Annotated in this window: 14 protein-coding genes; 9 read left to right on the forward strand and 5 right to left on the reverse strand. The window is 71.0% G+C overall.

Features of this window, described 5'->3' with window-relative positions; translation table 11 throughout:
• A partial coding sequence (locus tag BFN33_RS44040; RefSeq protein ID WP_141758063.1) for a DEAD/DEAH box helicase occupies positions 1 to 1,405 on the reverse strand: 1,405 nt, incomplete at its 3' end.
• Between the two features lie 486 nt (positions 1,406 to 1,891).
• Here BFN33_RS44040 and BFN33_RS44045 point away from each other — a divergent pair.
• A complete protein-coding gene (locus BFN33_RS44045) occupies positions 1,892 to 2,647 on the forward strand; it encodes a ferritin-like fold-containing protein (RefSeq protein ID WP_069765851.1) in 756 nt (251 codons plus the stop codon).
• Positions 2,648 to 2,717: 70 nt separating this feature from the next.
• Here BFN33_RS44045 and BFN33_RS44050 read toward each other — a convergent pair whose 3' ends face one another.
• From BFN33_RS44050 to BFN33_RS44065, 4 genes are all read right to left on the reverse strand, one after another.
• A complete protein-coding gene (locus BFN33_RS44050; protein ID WP_079141336.1) occupies positions 2,718 to 2,987 on the reverse strand; it encodes a hypothetical protein in 270 nt (89 codons plus the stop codon).
• Positions 2,988 to 3,184: 197 nt separating this feature from the next.
• Positions 3,185 to 3,412 carry a DUF3107 domain-containing protein gene (locus BFN33_RS44055; RefSeq protein WP_019754243.1) on the reverse strand — a complete coding sequence of 76 codons (228 nt, stop codon included), beginning with the start codon at positions 3,410 to 3,412 and terminating at the stop codon, positions 3,185 to 3,187.
• Between the two features lie 201 nt (positions 3,413 to 3,613).
• Complete coding sequence (locus BFN33_RS44060; protein ID WP_069765852.1) at positions 3,614 to 4,255, reverse strand: TetR/AcrR family transcriptional regulator; 642 nt, start codon at positions 4,253 to 4,255, stop codon at positions 3,614 to 3,616.
• Positions 4,256 to 4,480: 225 nt separating this feature from the next.
• Positions 4,481 to 4,732, reverse strand: a complete 252-nt coding sequence (locus BFN33_RS44065) for a hypothetical protein (protein WP_069765853.1) — start codon at positions 4,730 to 4,732, stop codon at positions 4,481 to 4,483.
• Between the two features lie 190 nt (positions 4,733 to 4,922).
• Here BFN33_RS44065 and BFN33_RS44070 point away from each other — a divergent pair, with 190 nt between their 5' ends.
• The 8 genes from BFN33_RS44070 (at position 4,923) to BFN33_RS44100 (ending at position 15,634) form a co-directional block, all read left to right on the forward strand.
• Entirely contained in the window at positions 4,923 to 5,996 is a 1,074-nt protein-coding gene (locus tag BFN33_RS44070; protein WP_069765854.1) for an alpha/beta fold hydrolase, read from the forward strand.
• 512 nt (positions 5,997 to 6,508) lie between these two features.
• Complete coding sequence (locus BFN33_RS44075; protein WP_079141337.1) at positions 6,509 to 8,107, forward strand: DUF3152 domain-containing protein; 1,599 nt, start codon at positions 6,509 to 6,511, stop codon at positions 8,105 to 8,107.
• Between the two features lie 57 nt (positions 8,108 to 8,164).
• The gene (locus BFN33_RS55730; protein WP_370743381.1) at positions 8,165 to 8,260 is read left to right on the forward strand and encodes an Ms4533A family Cys-rich leader peptide; all 96 of its coding nucleotides are present in this window, start codon (positions 8,165 to 8,167) and stop codon (positions 8,258 to 8,260) included.
• A gap of 165 nt (positions 8,261 to 8,425) precedes the next feature.
• Complete coding sequence (locus tag BFN33_RS44080; RefSeq protein WP_069765856.1) at positions 8,426 to 10,144, forward strand: ABC transporter substrate-binding protein; 1,719 nt, start codon at positions 8,426 to 8,428, stop codon at positions 10,142 to 10,144.
• A gap of 4 nt (positions 10,145 to 10,148) precedes the next feature.
• The gene (locus BFN33_RS44085) at positions 10,149 to 11,153 is read left to right on the forward strand and encodes an ABC transporter permease (RefSeq protein ID WP_069765857.1); all 1,005 of its coding nucleotides are present in this window, start codon (positions 10,149 to 10,151) and stop codon (positions 11,151 to 11,153) included.
• Positions 11,150 to 12,148: an ABC transporter permease gene (locus BFN33_RS44090; protein WP_069765858.1), complete on the forward strand. Its 999-nt coding sequence runs from the start codon at positions 11,150 to 11,152 to the stop codon at positions 12,146 to 12,148. The genes BFN33_RS44085 and BFN33_RS44090 overlap by 4 nt, the downstream gene beginning before the upstream one ends.
• Entirely contained in the window at positions 12,145 to 13,737 is a 1,593-nt protein-coding gene (locus BFN33_RS44095) for an ABC transporter ATP-binding protein (RefSeq protein ID WP_069765859.1), read from the forward strand. Before BFN33_RS44090 ends, BFN33_RS44095 begins: the two co-directional genes overlap by 4 nt.
• 85 nt (positions 13,738 to 13,822) lie before the next feature.
• Entirely contained in the window at positions 13,823 to 15,634 is a 1,812-nt protein-coding gene (locus BFN33_RS44100) for a DUF3492 domain-containing protein (RefSeq protein WP_305144243.1), read from the forward strand.
• The last annotated feature ends 92 nt before the right edge of the window (positions 15,635 to 15,726 follow it).

Here is a 15,726-nt window from a genome sequence, read left to right on the forward strand (position 1 = left end):
TGCGGGGCGCGGTGGTGTCCTCGACCGCGGTGGTCTCCGACGGGGCGACCGCCTCGACGGGGGCCGGCGCGTCCGGCGAGCCGCCACCACGGGTACGACGGCGACGGCGCGGCGTACGCTCCGAACGCTCCGGGTCGGCGGTGCGGGACTCGTCCCGGCCACCACGCCCGCGACCCCGGTCACGGTCACCGCGGCCGCGTGCACCGCGTCCGCCCGGCTCGCCCAGGTCCTCCAGCTCCTCCGCGGCGAGCCCCGCGCGTGTGCGGTCGGCCCGCGGCAGGACACCCTTGGTGCCCGCGGGGATGCTCAGCTCCTCGTAGAAGTGCGGGGAGGTGGAGTACGTCTCCGGCGGATCGTTGAAGTTGAGCTCGAGCGCCTTGTTGATCAGCTGCCAGCGCGGGATGTCGTCCCAGTCGACGAGGGTGATCGCGATGCCCTTGGCACCCGCGCGGCCGGTACGGCCGATGCGGTGCAGGTACGTCTTCTCCTCTTCGGGAGACTGGTAGTTGATGACGTGCGTGACGCCCTCGACGTCGATACCGCGGGCGGCGACGTCGGTGCAGACGAGGACGTCCACCTTGCCGTTGCGGAAGGCGCGCAGCGCCTGCTCACGGGCGCCCTGGCCCAGGTCGCCGTGGACCGCGCCGGCGGCGAAACCGCGCTGCTGGAGCTGGTCGGCCAGGTCGGCCGCGGTGCGCTTGGTGCGGCAGAAGACCATGACCAGTCCCCTGCCGTCGGCCTGCAGTATGCGCGCGACCATCTCGGGCTTGTCCATGTTGTGCGCGCGGTACACGTGCTGCTTGGTGTTCGCGACCGTCCTGCCCGCGTCGTCGGGCGAGGTGGCGTTGATGTGCGTGGGCTGCGACATGTAGCGGCGCGCGAGACCGATGACGGCGCCCGGCATGGTCGCCGAGAACAGCATCGTCTGGCGGCGGGCCGGCAGCATGTTGATGATCTTCTCGACGTCGGGCAGGAAGCCCAGGTCGAGCATCTCGTCGGCCTCGTCGAGGACGAGCGCCTTGATGTGGCCGAGGTTGAGCTTCTTCTGGCCCGCGAGGTCAAGCAGTCGGCCCGGGGTGCCGACGACGACGTCGACGCCCTTCTTGAGGGCCTCGACCTGGGGCTCGTAGGCGCGGCCGCCGTAGATGGCGAGAACGCGTACGTTGCGTACCTTGCCCGCGGTCTGCAGGTCGTTGGTGACCTGGGTGCACAGCTCGCGCGTGGGGACCACGACGAGCGCCTGCGGGGCGTCGGTGAGGGCCTCGGGCTTGGCGCGGCCGGCCTCGACGTCGGCGGGGACGGTGACGCGCTCGAGGAGCGGAAGGCCGAAGCCCAGCGTCTTGCCGGTGCCGGTCTTGGCCTGGCCGATGACGTCGGAGCCGGAGAGGGCTACCGGGAGCGTCATCTGCTGGATGGGGAACGGGTTGATGATGCCGACGGCTTCGAGAGCCTCGGCCGTCTCGGTGAGAATCCCGAGATCGCGGAAGGTCGTAGTCAGGGTGCTGCCTCTTCTGTGTGCGCGGTGCGAGGCGAGCGCGGGGGGTCGTCTACCGTGCTGGGGACGTCGGCTGCCTTACGGGCTAAGCCGTAATGGCACGGGACCACTGCCGACGCTCTAGCGCTCGTACCGCTGAGGGTCCCCCTCCGAACTTCGTACGCACAGTGCCGTACGGGCGAGGAGGGCTGTCGGGTCGGAGCCGATCGGGCCACCGACCGGGCATCCTCATACGTGCGGCCTGTCGAGGTTCGGTGCACTCATGAAGTGCCGTCGTACCAGCAGGCGCATTACCACCATACCCCGGAATCGTGCACATGCGATGGCCGATTTGGTCACGTAGTCGTCGTCACACTGATTGACCAGGACCTTCCGCCGTCCGGAGAGCGGGCTATTGTGCGCTTCATGACGACCTCTGACAAGCCCGACAACGCCTCCGAGACCCCTGCCGAACCCACCGGAGTCGCCGCCCAGGACTGGACGAAGGCCTCCGCCGACCCGCAGTACCGAGCCGCGGTCGTCGACCTGCTCGGCGCGCTCGCGTACGGCGAACTGGCGGCCTTCGAGCGGCTCGCGGAGGACGCGAAGCTGGCGCCGACGCTGTCGGACAAGGCGGAGCTGGCGAAGATGGCGTCGGCCGAGTTCCACCACTACGAGAAGCTGCGCGACCGGCTGACCGAGATCGGCGAGGAGCCGACGCTCGCGATGGAGCCGTTCGTCGCGGCACTCGACGGCTTCCACCGGCAGACGGCTCCGTCGGACTGGCTGGAGGGGCTCGTCAAGGCGTACGTCGGCGACTCGATCGCCAGTGACTTCTACCGGGAGGTCGCTGCACGGCTCGACGCGGACTCGCGCGAGCTGGTGCTGGCCGTCCTCGACGACACCGGGCACGCCGGCTTCGCCGTCGAGAAGGTGCGGGCGGCGATCGACGCGGAACCGCGGGTGGGCGGTCGACTGGCCCTGTGGGCGCGGCGGTTGATGGGGGAGGCGCTCTCGCAGTCGCAGCGGGTCGTCGCCGACCGGGACGCGCTGTCGACGATGCTCGTCGGGGGCGTCGCTGACGGGTTCGACCTCGCCGAGGTGGGACGGATGTTCTCGCGGATCACCGAGGCGCACACGAAGCGGATGGCCGCACTGGGCCTGGCCGCCTAGCGTCCGGCAGCTCGGGGGGCTGTGCCCTGTCGGCGGCCGTGGGTTCGTTGTGGCGGGTCGCGCAGTCCCCCTACGCCGGCGCTGATCGGCGCAGCCTGCCGTTCGGCCGCAGGAGCAGGGACAGTGACGCCACCGAGACCACTGCCGCGCCCAGCAGGATCAGCAAAATGTTGCCCGGGCCCAGCGCGGTGTGGGTCAGGAAGGCGCCGAAGAGGCCTCCCGCGGTGCCCGTCGCGAGGACCAGGGAGCGGGCCGGCAGGCGGTGGGCGAGGCGGTGTACCGCCACCCCTGCCAGTACGAGACCGAGCAGAGCGGAGCCGAGCGCTTCGAACAACATCATGGGGTCCCTCCCACACGGCCACACTGCGCATCACGGTCGTAGCCCGTCATACCCGTGACCTGCGGAATGCAATCCTCCTCCGGGTGCTCCCCGTGCTCCATACGTGGAGAAAAGAAACCTGGACAAAGGAATGCCGCCCGCGGCGCGAAGAGGGGCCCGGCGACCACCGGTCGCCGGGCCCCTCTCCGTCTGTCTGCCTACAGCGCGCCGAAGCCCACCTTGCGCGGAGCCGGCTCACCGAGCTCGACGTACGCCAGACGGTCGGCCGGGACGAGGACCTTGCGGCCGTGCTCGTCCACCAGGCTCAGCAGCTGGGACTTGCCGGCCAGGGCCTCCGACACCGCCCGCTCGACCTCCTCGGCGCTCTGACCGCTCTCCAGAACGATCTCGCGGGGCGCGTGCTGCACGCCGATCTTGACCTCCACGGCTATGTCCCTCCGACGGTCAGTGAAGTGCGCGGCCTTCCGCGCCGTACCCAGCACACATTAGCCCGGTGAGGGGACGTACACGTTCCGCGCGAGAACGCCAACAGCGAACAACGGACGGGAACAAACGACCCGCACGCGCGCGTGCGGGTCGAAGTGCTGGTCCCAGCGGTGCTCTCAGTGGTGCTCTCAGTGGTGCTCTCAGTGGTTCTCCATGCCGTGCAGCGGGAATCCGGCGATGCCCCGCCACGCCAGTGACGTGAGCAGTTGGACCGCCTGGTCGCGCGGGACGCTGCGGTCGCTGTGCAGCCAGGACCTGGCCACCACCTGGGCGAGGCCACCGAGGCCCGAGGCGAGCAGCATCGACTCCGCGCGCGAGAGGCCGGTGTCCTCCGCGATCACCTCGGAGATCGCCTCGGCGCACTCGACGGTGACCTTGTCGACGCGCTCGCGCACCGCGGGCTCGTTCGTCAGGTCCGACTCGAAGACCAGGCGGAAGGCGCCGCCGTCGTCCTCGACGTACGCGAAATAGGCGTCCATGGTCGCCCGTACGCGCTGCTTGTTGTCGGTCGTCGACGCGAGCGCGGTGCGCACCGCCAGGATCAGGGACTCGCAGTGCTGGTCCAGCAGCGCGAGATAGAGATCGAGCTTGCCCGGGAAGTGCTGGTAGAGCACCGGCTTGCTGACGCCGGCGCGCTCGGCGATGTCGTCCATCGCGGCCGCGTGGTAGCCCTGCGCCACGAACACTTCCTGCGCGGCGCCCAGCAGCTGGTTCCGTCGGGCACGGCGCGGCAGGCGCGTCCCGCGCGGGCGTGCCGCCTCTGTCTGCTCGATGGCTGTCACGCCGCCTCCCAATGTCGTCCACATGCGGTGTGCGCCGCGCCGCCATCGTACTTTTCGGTAACCGTGCTGTGCGCGGTGCGAACGCAGAATTTCACGGACCGGACGGTGACGAAAACCGCCCAAAGGTTTCAAAAGGTCATCTAGTGGGCACTGGCCGCCCCGTTCCTGCCAGGGAATGTGCTGATGAGTGCTTTGTCGGCCGCTCGGCGCCAGGCCGGGCCGACGTCACCGATAGTCGTCCTCGTCGAGCGAGACGACCCTGGCCTGTTCGACGAGGTCGGCCTCGTTGGCCCGGTCGGGGTCGACGCCGGTCAGGGGGTCGTCGCGGTCGGGCGCGATGTCGGTGTGCTGCTCTGCCGCGTCGCCCTCGGGGGCCTCGACGTCGAGCTCGACGACGTCGTCCTCCTCGACGGCCTCGGAATCGGTGAAGGCCTCGGGGTCGGTGAAGGCCTCGGGGTCGGTGGGGTCGTAGGCCATGGTGGGCTCCCTTCCTAGAACGTCCCTGATGTACACAGGGGGCCACATTCGGGTGCCCTGCGTACGAGCCTAGGAGACACACGATCTGGATGCCATGCGATGTGGGCGCCGCCGCCGAGCACGCCTCGTACACGTGCTCTGTGATGGCGAACACACGAACCACTGCGTGATCGTCTCGTAACATTGCCCCATGTCTTCGACCGAGCTGCCCTTCGTGCCGCCCGCCACCGTCCTTCCGAAGGTGGCACCCGTCAGGGTCGGCGAGGGCGAGCGGATCAGGTCGGTGGGGCTGCCGGGGATCACTCTCACGGTGCGTTCGAGACCACCCGCGCGCGAGGGGCTGCCGCCCGCGTTGTACGTCCATGGCCTGGGCGGTTCCTCGCAGAACTGGTCGGCGCTGATGGAGCAGCTGGAGGGCGACGTCGACGGCGAGGCCGTCGATCTGCCGGGCTTCGGTGACTCGCCGCCTCCGGACGACGGCAACTACTCGATCACCGCACACGCGCGCGCGGTGATCCGTTTTCTCGACGCGTCCGGCCGCGGTCCCGTCCACCTCTTCGGGAACTCCCTCGGCGGCGCGGTCTCCACGCGCGTGGCAGCGGTGCGGCCCGACCTGGTGCGCACCCTCACCCTCGTTTCGCCGGCCCTCCCGGAGATCCGCGTCCAGCGCAGCGCCGTGCCCACGGGGCTGCTGGCGGTGCCCGGCGTGGCCGGTCTGTTCACCCGGTTCAGCAAGGACTGGACGGCCGAGCAGCGCGTCCGCGGGGTCATGGCCCTGTGCTACGGCGACCCCGGGCGGGTCACTCCGGACGGCTTCCGGTACGCGGTGGAGGAGATGGAGCGGCGGCTGCAACTGCCGTACTTCTGGGACGCGATGACGCGTTCCGCGCGCGGGCTGGTGAACGCCTACACCCTGGGCGGCCAGCACGCGCTGTGGCGTCAGGCCGAGCGTGTTCTCGCGCCCACGCTCCTCGTCTACGGCGGCCGTGACCAGCTCGTCGGCTTCCGCATGGCCCAGAAGGCGGCCCGGGTCTTCCGTGACTCCCGACTGCTGACCCTGCCGGAGGCGGGGCACGTGGCGATGATGGAGTACCCGGAGACGGTGGCGGGGGCGTTCCGGGACTTCGCGGCGGACAGGGGGCCTTCCGACGGTTCCGTGGGAGGCTCTGACAGGCGTGACGGCTCCGTGGGGGCCTCCGCTGACAGCGGCGATGCCGCGACGGCCTCCGGTGACGGGGCCGACGCCACGACTGTGGGGAGCTGAGGCGGGGCGTGGGACGCCACAGTCGACGCGGGTCCGCTCCCAAGAAGGGGCCCGACAGGGGCAGTTCCGAACAGGCCGATCCGGGCAGCCGCGCGGGCGCCAAGGGTCTCGGGCCGGGGGTTACGGGCCGGGCGGGCGCTGAAGGAGTGCGGGGCGTCGAGGGTTTTGGGCCGGGGGTTACGGGCCGGGCGGGCGCTGAAGGAGTGCGGGGCGTCGAGGGTTTTGGGCCGGGGGTTACGGGCCGGGCGGGCGCTGAAGGAGTGCGGGGCGTCGAGGGTTTCGGGCCGGGGGTTACGGGCCGGGCGGGTGCCGGAGGGGCGCGAGGCGTCGGCCCGGGTCTCGGCGCGGAGGCGACCGGCCGGAATCTCGGCTCGGAGGCGACCGGCCGGGGACGGACGCCGACTTCCGCCGCTCCGGCGCCGCAGGCTGCTCGGCAGAGGGCGCAGGGAGGCCGGGGGCCCGACCGTGGGGCACCCGGGGCTGGGCCCGGGGTCGACGCTGCCGGGTATCGGGTGCCTGCGCAGGGCGGCCCGCGGCTTGCGGATGGCACGCCCGCGCGTGGCGTTCCTCGGCTTGGGGACGGGACACCCGCGCAGGGATTTCCTCGGGTTCCCGATGGCACCCCCGCACATGGCTTCCCCCGGCTTGCGGATGGCACGCCCGCGCGTGGCGTTCCTCGGCTTGGGGACGGGACACCGGCGCACGGGTTTCCCCGGGTTCCCGACGGCACCCCCGCGCACGGCTTTCCTCGGCTGGCCGACGGCACGCCGGCGCGTGGGGTTCCTCGTGTGTCCGACGGTCCGGCCGGCCAAGGTCCGCGGCGCGTCCCGGACGGGACGCCCCCGCACGGTTTCCCGCGGCTGCCCGACGGCACCCCGGCCCATGGCGTCCCCCGGGCCCGTGGTGGCCATCCCGAGCAGCGTGAATCCGGCGGTGGCTGGGGGGAGTTGAGCGATCAGGGGCCGGACGGGCACGCCGCCGCCGGACCGGGAGCCGCTCCTCCGCGGCAGCGGCAGGGCCCGTCGCGGTCGAGGTCGGGGCCACGACAGGACTACCTCGACGCGTTCACCGACGAGGTCGACGCCTTCGCGCCCGGCGGCCCTCGTGGACCCCGCGGCCCTGTTCCCGCGAACGGTCCCGCCACAGGGGCCCGCGCGTCCGCCTCCGCGTACCCCGCCACCGCGCACCACTCCGACCCGTACGGCTCGGTCACCGACTGGCCCGACGCCGGCGACACCGACCCCGACGAGGACGCCCGCCCCGACTCCGGCGACGCGCCGCCGGCCGACCCGCCGCCGGTGGCCAAGGGCGGCAAGGGCCGGGCGTTCACCGGCATCGCGGCCGCCGCCGTCGTCACCGTGCTCGCCGTCGTCGTGGCGGGGCAGGTCACCGGCGGGCACGACACCGCCGTGGGCACACAGTCCGCGACCGACCAGGCCCGGGACGCCCGCGACTCCGCCACGGGTGCGGACGGGCAGCCGACGCCGTCCTCCTCGGCCAGTGTGGCGACGCTGCCGTACGACCAGGCGATGGGCATCAAGTACCCGCTCAGCGCCAAGCTCGACGGCTCGGGGAAGTTCGACGCGGTCCAGGGCGTCGACAAGGCGCCCGGCAAGGGACAGAAGTACACCTACCGCGTGGACGTGGAACAGGGTCTCGGACTCGACGGCGAACTCTTCGCCGAGGCCGTGCAGAAGACGCTCAACGACGACCGCAGCTGGGCCCATGGCGGTGCCCGGACCTTCGAGCGCGTCTACTCGGGCAAGCCCGACTTCGTGGTCACGCTCGCCAGTCCCGGCACCACGGCCGACTGGTGCGCCAAGTCCGGCCTCGACACCACCGAGGACAACGTCTCGTGCGACTCGGCCGCCACCGAACGCGTGATGATCAACGCGTATCGATGGGCGCAGGGATCAACCACATACGGTGATCAGATCCATGCCTACCGTCAAATGTTGATCAACCATGAAGTCGGTCACCGCCTCGGCTACTCCCATGTCACCTGCGACAAGAACGGCGAGCTCGCGCCGGTGATGCAGCAGCAGACAAAGTTCCTCGACCACGACGGCATCCACTGCCGGGCCAACCCCTGGGCCTACCCCGGGAGTTGACGGATGGTGCCCATGTCACATTGACATGGGTTGATCCGGTCGTACATATTGCTGCGCATGTGGTCTAGTCATGTCACCGAGAGCAGCGCCGCCATCCAGCTGGCGCTCATCGGTGTGACCCCGCTCTGCGTGGCCGACATTCTCTGTCGCTGACGCCCGCCCTCAGGCGCGCGCGTCGCGAATCCCGCATTTCTCCGTGGCCTCGGTCACGACTCTTTCGACGACCCGACGCCGGGGCAGACGTCTGTCCACTTTCGTCTCACCCTTCGTCAATCCGTCTCGCCATTCGAGACTCATCATTTCGAGAGGTCGTCTCCGATGCGTCCACCGTTCCTCACCACGCGCCGTGTGGCAGCGGTATCCGTAAGCCTGGTTCTGGCAGCGGGCGCCGCCGCCTGCGGCCCTGAGGACAACGATGCCAAGAGCTCCGGTGGCGACTCCACGCCCCACAAGGGCGGCACCCTCACGGTGCTGAACTCCAACCCGCAGCAGGACTTCGACCCCGCACGCCTGTACACCTCCGGCGGCGGCAACGTGCCCTCGCTCGTCTTCCGCACCCTCACCACCCGCAACCGCGAGAACGGCGCCGCCGGTGCCAAGGTCGTCCCCGACCTCGCGACCGACCTCGGGCGCCCCAACAAGGACGCGACCGTGTGGACATACACGCTGAAGGCCGGGCTCAAGTACGAGGACGGCACCGCGATCACCTCGGCCGACATCAAGTACGGCATCGAGCGCTCCTTCGCGCCCGAACTCTCCGGCGGCGCCCCCTACCTGCGGGACTGGCTGGTCGGCGCGGCGGACTACCAGGGGCCGTACAAGGACAAGAAGGGTCTCGCGGCCATCGAGACGCCGGACGCCCGCACCATCGTCTTCCATCTGAACAAGCCCGAGGGCGAGTTCCCGTACCTGGCCACCCAGACGCAGTTCACGCCGGTCCCGAAGGCCAAGGACACGGGTACGAAGTACGAGGAGCACCCCGTCTCGTCCGGCCCGTACAAGGTCGTCACCAACCAGAACGACGGTGAGCATCTCGTCCTGGAGCGCAACACGTACTGGTCCACTTCCACGGACGCCGAGCGCAAGGCGTACCCGGACAGGATCGACGTCAAGTCAGGGCTCGACTCATCGGTGATCAACCAGCGGCTGTCGGCGTCCCAGAGTGCGGACGCCGCCGCGGTCACCACGGACACCAACCTCGGCCCGGCCGAACTCGCCAAGGTGACGGGCGACAAGGAGCTCGCCTCCCGCGTCGGCACCGGGCACTTCGGCTACACCAACTACATAGGGTTCAACCCGACGGTCAAGCCGTTCGACGACGTCAAGGTGCGCCAGGCGATCTCGTACGCCATCGACCGGTCCTCCGTCGTGAACGCGGCCGGCGGCAGCGCGCTCGCCGAGGCCGCCACCACCTTCCTGCCGAACCAGAAGTCCTTCGGCTACGAGCCGTACGACCTCTTCCCGGCAGGGGCGACGGGCAACGCGGCGAAGGCCAAGGAGCTGCTGAAGCAGGCCGGTTACCCGAAGGGGCTCACGGTCACGCTCACCCACTCCAACGCCAAGGACTTCGAGACCAGCCCCGAGATCGCGACCGCGATCCAGGACGCGCTCAAGAAGGCCGGCATCACGGTCAAGCTCCAGGGCCTGGAGGAGAACGACTACTCGGACACCATCCACAGTGTGAAGACCGAGCCCGGCTTCTTCCTCGCCCACTGGGGTGCCGACTGGCCCTCCGGTGGGCCCTTCCTCGCCCCGATCTTCGACGGCCGGCAGATCGTCAAGGACGGCGCGAACTTCAACACGGGCCTGCTCAATGACAAGTCGGTCAATGACGAGATTGACGCGATCAACAAGTTGACCGATCTTGACGCTGCCGCCAAGCGTTGGGGCGCACTGGACAAGAAGATCGGCGAGCAGGCACTGACCGTGCCGTTGTTCCACCCGGTCTACAAGCGGCTGTACGGCAAGGACATCAAGAACGTCGTGATCAGCGACTGGACCGGTGTGCTGGACATCTCGCAGGTCGCGGTCAAGTAACCCGATGAGCGAGGCACTTGTCGCCACCGAGGTTCCCGAGGCGTCCGCCGCGGGGACCTCGGGGGCACGTCAGTTCTGGCGGCGGCTGCGGACGCAGCGCGCCGCCATGGTCGCGGCGTTCGTCGTCGCACTGCTCGTCCTGCTGGCGCTCGCGGCGCCCCTGCTCAGCGCGCTGGAGGGCCAGGACCCGACCACCTACCACCCCTCCCTGGTGGACTCCGCGCGCGGCGGTGTGCCCATCGGGTCCTTCGGAGGCATCAGCGCGGACCACTGGCTCGGCGTCGAACCGCAGACCGGACGCGACCTGTTCGCGCGCCTGTTGTACGGCGCCCGGGTCTCCCTGGGCGTCGCGCTGACCGCGACCGCCGTACAGGTCTTCCTCGGTGTCGTCGTGGGCGTCGCGGCCGCGCTCGGCAACCGATGGGTTGATCAACTGTTGAGCCGGATCACCGACATCATCGTGGCCATGCCGTTGATGATCATGGCGCTCGCGCTGCTGGCCATCGTGCCGAGCAGCTTCCCGCGGCCGGTCCTGGTCGCGCTCATCATCGGCTTCGTCGCCTGGGGCACGATCGGCAAGATCGCGCGCGCCCAGACGCTCTCCCTCAAGGAACTCGACTACGTGGCCGCCGCCCGGCTGAGCGGCTGGGGCACCCTGCGGATCGCTCGCCGGGAACTGCTCCCCGGTCTCGCCGCGCCCGTCATCACCTACGCGGCACTGATGGTGCCGGCGAACATCAGCATCGAGGCCTCCTTGTCCTTCCTCGGCGTCGGCGTGAAGCCGCCCACCCCGTCCTGGGGACAGATGCTCTCCTCGGCCGACGTCTGGTACCAGGCGGCCCCGCAGTACCTGCTGCTGCCCGCGGCCGCGCTGTTCCTCACCGTCCTCGCGCTCACCGTCCTCGGCGACGGCGTCCGCACCGCCCTCGACCCGCGCGCGGCCTCCCGCCTGCGCATCGGCACAGGCCGCAAGCAGGAGTCCAAGGCCGGAAAGGAGGGCACCGCATGAGCGGCTTCACCGGATTCGCCCTGCGCCGGACCGTGAGCGCCGTACTCACCCTGCTCGCCCTCTCGGTCATCATCTACGTGGTCTTCTACGCCACTCCCGGCAACGTCGCCCAGATCACCTGCGGCCCCCGCTGCTCGCCGGAACAGGTGCACCAGGTCGCCCAGCAACTCCGTCTCGACGACCCGCTGTACCTGCGTTACTGGCATTTCCTCCAGGGCATCGTCGCGGGCCACGACTACTCCACCGGCACCTCGGTAGAGCACTGCCCGGCGCCCTGCCTCGGGCTGTCGTACCAGAGCGACCAGCAGGTCACGCAGATCATCCTGAACAAGCTGCCCGTCAGCCTGTCGCTGGTGGTCGGCGCGATGGTGCTCTGGCTGCTGCTGGGCGTCGGCACCGGCGTGCTCTCCGCCTGGCGGCGCGGCCGCTTCACCGAGCGCGCGCTGACCGGCCTCACCCTCGCGGGAGTCGCCACACCCGTCTTCGTCATCGGTCTCGTCCTGATGATCGTGGTCTGCGGACAGCTGGAGCTCCTGCCCTTCCCGGAGTACGTCGCCTTCTCCGACGACCCCGAGCAGTGGATGTGGGGCCTGCTGCTGCCGTGGGTCACGCTCGCCCTCGCCGAGGCGGCCTATTTCGCCCGGCTGACCCGTGCGTCGATGCTCGAGACGCTCGCCGAGGACCACATCCGCACCTTCCGGGCCTACGGCGTCGGCGAGCGGTCGATCGTCGGGCGGCACGCCCTGCGCGGGGCCCTGGCGCCGATCATCGCCCTGAACGCCAACGACTTCGGCAGCGCGGTGGGCGGGGCCGTGCTCGTCGAGTCCCTGTTCGGCCTGCCCGGCATCGGCCAGGAACTGGTCCACGCCGTCAGCGTCGTCGACCTCCCGGTCGTCGTCGGGATGGTCCTGGTCATCGGGTTCTTCGTGGTGCTCGCCAACGCCGTCGCGGACGTCCTGTACGCGGTGGCCGACCGACGGGTGGTGCTCGCATGAGCCTCGTCCATGTCACGGACCTGACCGTCGAGTTCGGCGACCTGCGCGCCGTCGACGGCCTCTCCTTCCGCCTGGAGCAGGGCGCCGCCCTCGCCCTGGTCGGCGAGTCCGGCTCCGGCAAGTCCACCGTCGCCTCGGCCCTGCTGGGGCTGCACCGCGGTACGGGCGCGCGCGTGGGCGGCTCGGTCGAGGTCGCCGAGGTGGACGTACAGCGGGCGTCGGACGACGACCTGCGGCGGCTGCGGGGCGCGAGGGCCGCGATGGTCTTTCAGGACCCGCTGTCGTCCCTGGACCCGTACTACGCGATCGGCGACCAGATCGCCGAGGTGTACCGCGTGCACACGCGCGTGTCGCGACGAGCGGCACGCGCGCGGGCGGTGGAGGTGCTGGACCGGGTCGGCATTCCGGACGCCGTACGGCGATCCCGGGCCCGTCCGCACGAGTTCAGCGGCGGCATGCGTCAGCGCGCCCTCATCGCGATGGCGCTGGCCTGCGAGCCCGGCCTGCTGATCGCCGACGAGCCGACGACCGCGCTCGACGTGACCGTCCAGGCCCAGATCCTCGACCTGCTGCACACCCTGCGCCAGGAGACCGGCATGGGCCTGCTGCTCGTCACGCACGACGTGGGCGTCGCCGCCGAGAGCGTCGACGACGTGCTCGTCATGCGGCACGGTCGCGCGGTCGAGCAGGGGCCGGTCGGCGCGGTGCTCGGGGCGCCCGCGCAGGCGTACACGCGGGAACTGCTCGCCGCCGTACCGCGCGTGGACGCGCCTCGGGCGCCTTCCCGGGCGTCCGGCGAGGTGGTCCTCGAAGCGAGGGGCCTGCGGCGCGAGTTCGGGCGCGGCAAGAAGGCCTTCGCGGCCGTCGACGACGTCTCGTTGACCATCCACCGCGGCGAGACCCTCGGCGTCGTCGGCGAGAGCGGCAGCGGCAAGACGACCCTGGGGCGCATGCTGGTCGGGCTGCTGGAGCCGACGGCGGGCGAGGTCCGTCACGACGGCCACGCGCGCGTGGGCGTGAACCCGGCAGTCCAGATGGTCTTCCAGGACCCCGTCTCCTCCTTGAACCCACGCCGCAGCGTGGGCGAGTCGATCGCCGACCCGCTCCGCGCGCGTGGTGAACGGGACGAGAAGCGGATCAGGGGGCGCGTGACGGAACTCCTGGAGCGCGTGGGGCTCGAAGGGGCGCACCACGACCGCTATCCGCACGAGTTCAGCGGCGGCCAGCGCCAGCGCGTGGGCATCGCGCGGGCGCTCGCGGCCGACCCGCGCGTCATCGTCTGCGACGAACCGGTCTCCGCTCTCGACGTCACCACCCAGGCCCAGGTGGTCGCCCTGCTCGGCGAGTTGCAGCGGGAGCTCGGACTCGCGCTGGTCTTCGTCGCGCACGACCTCGCCGTCGTACGCCAGGTCAGCGACCGGGTCGCCGTGATGCGGCGCGGCCGGATCGTCGAGACCGGTCCCGCCGACGAGGTGTACGACAACCCCCGGGACCCCTACACCAAGCAGCTCCTGGCCGCCGTACCGGCGCTCGATCCGCGGATCGCGGCCCGGCGCAGGGCGGAGCGCCGGGAAGTGGCCGTGACCTGACGTTCCGTGTCCACATGATCTCCTAGCGCGACCGAACGCGATCCGCACGGGAAAGTTACGACCGTTCACCCCTTTTGGTGGCGCGATGGACAACCGTCCGTCGCGCCACCGCCTTGTCCGCATACGTTCGTCCCGCTGCGAGCCGCCGGGCCAACGGCGGCTCTCGACACGGGAGATCGGGGGCGCACTCGTGCGCATAGGACTGCTTACGGAGGGTGGCTATCCGTATGTGAACGGTGACGCCAGGCTCTGGTGCGACCGGCTCGTGCGCGGCCTGGAGCAGCACGAGTTCGACATCTACGCGCTCAGTCGCAGCGAGCGCCAGGAGGACGAGGGCTGGGTCCAGCTGCCGCCGCAGATCGGCCGGGTCATCACGGCTCCGCTGTGGACCGCGGCGGACGACGGGGTGGTCTACGGCAGGCGGGCGCGCCGTCGGTTCGCCGAGTCCTACGGCGGGTTGGCGGCGGCGCTGTGCGAAGGCGGGGTCGGCGACGCCTCGGGGGAGTCGTCGGCCGTCGAGGCGGACCGTTTCGCCAGCGCTCTGTACGGGCTCGCCGAACTCGCCCGCGACGAGGGCGGACTGGTGGGGGCGCTCCGCTCCGAGACCGCCGTACGCGCCCTGGAGCGCGCCTGTCGCGCACCCGGCGCCCGGCAGACGGCGCGCGAGGCGCGCGTACCGGATCTGCTGGCTGTCGCCGCGCACCTGGAGCGCGCCCTGCGCCCCCTCTCGCTCGACTGGTACGAGGACGACGCCCTCGGCGCGGTCGACCTGTGCCACGCGGCCTCCGGAGGGCCGGCCGCCCTGCCCGGTCTCCTCGCGCACCACTTCTGCGGCGTCCCGCTGCTGGTGACCGAGTACGGCGTGCGGCTGCGCACGCACTACCTGGCCGACACCGAGTCCGCTCCCGCCGTACGGGCCCTGCTCGCAGCCTTCCACGGCCGGCTGGCCACCGAGACCTACCGGCGGGCCGCGGTCGTCACGCCCGGCAACACTCATGCCCGCCGCTGGCAGGAGCGCTGCGGCGCCGACCGGGAGAAGCTGCGCACGGTCTACCCCGGCATGGACGCCACCCGCTTCATGGACGTGGGGGAGTCCGCTGACTGCGGGGACCCGGACCGGCTGGTCTGGGTGGGTCGCGTCGAACCCGCCAAGGATCTGATCTCCCTCCTCCACGCCTTCGCGGAGATCCGCAAGGAGGAGCCCAAGACCCGGCTGAGAATCGTCGGCGCGCCCACCGGCCCCGAGGGCGCGGCCTATCTGGGGCACTGCAAGGCACTGGCCGCCCAGCTCTTCCCGGACGAGGCGGAGGGGCTGCACGATGTCGGCGACAACCCTGTCTCCTTCGAGGAGATCGGCGGTCCCGAGGTGCCGACACTCGCCGAGGCATACGCCTCGGGCGCGGTCACCGTCCTGTCCAGCGTCGTCGAAGGCTTCCCGATCAGCCTGGTCGAGGCCATGTTCTGCGGCCGGGCCACCGTGTCCACCGACGTCGGCGCGGTGGTGGAGGTCATCGGCGGCACGGGGCTCGTCGTCCCGCCGCGCAACCCGAAGGCGCTCGCGGAGGCGTGCGTGACGCTGTTGCGCGACCCCGAGCGACGTGAGCGCCTCGGTGCCGCCGCGCGCGCCCGCGCACTGGAACTGTTCACCGTGGAACAGAACATCGCGGCATTTCACAGCATTTACCTGGAGATCGTCTCGCACACGCCGGTCCGCCGGGTCGTGCTGGACGCCACCGGCGAGCCCCTCCCGTTCGCCGCCCCCGCCGAGGCCCATGTCCCCGGCCACTGGGCCGAGCTCAACCCCCACGTCGTGGCCCGAAGCGGCCCAGGCTGGGCCGCGGGACCCCCGGTCCGCGCGACACCTCCCTTCGCCGCCACGGAAGGAGCGTCCGGATGAGCGAGGTGGGACTCGGCCGCCCGGGCGCCGCGGGCAGCTCGGGGGCCGGCGGGCGGGGGATGGATGGCGACACGGGGCGCGTCGGGGCATCG

Source organism: Streptomyces sp. LUP47B (genome assembly GCF_001746295.1).
GTDB lineage: Bacteria > Actinomycetota > Actinomycetes > Streptomycetales > Streptomycetaceae > Streptomyces.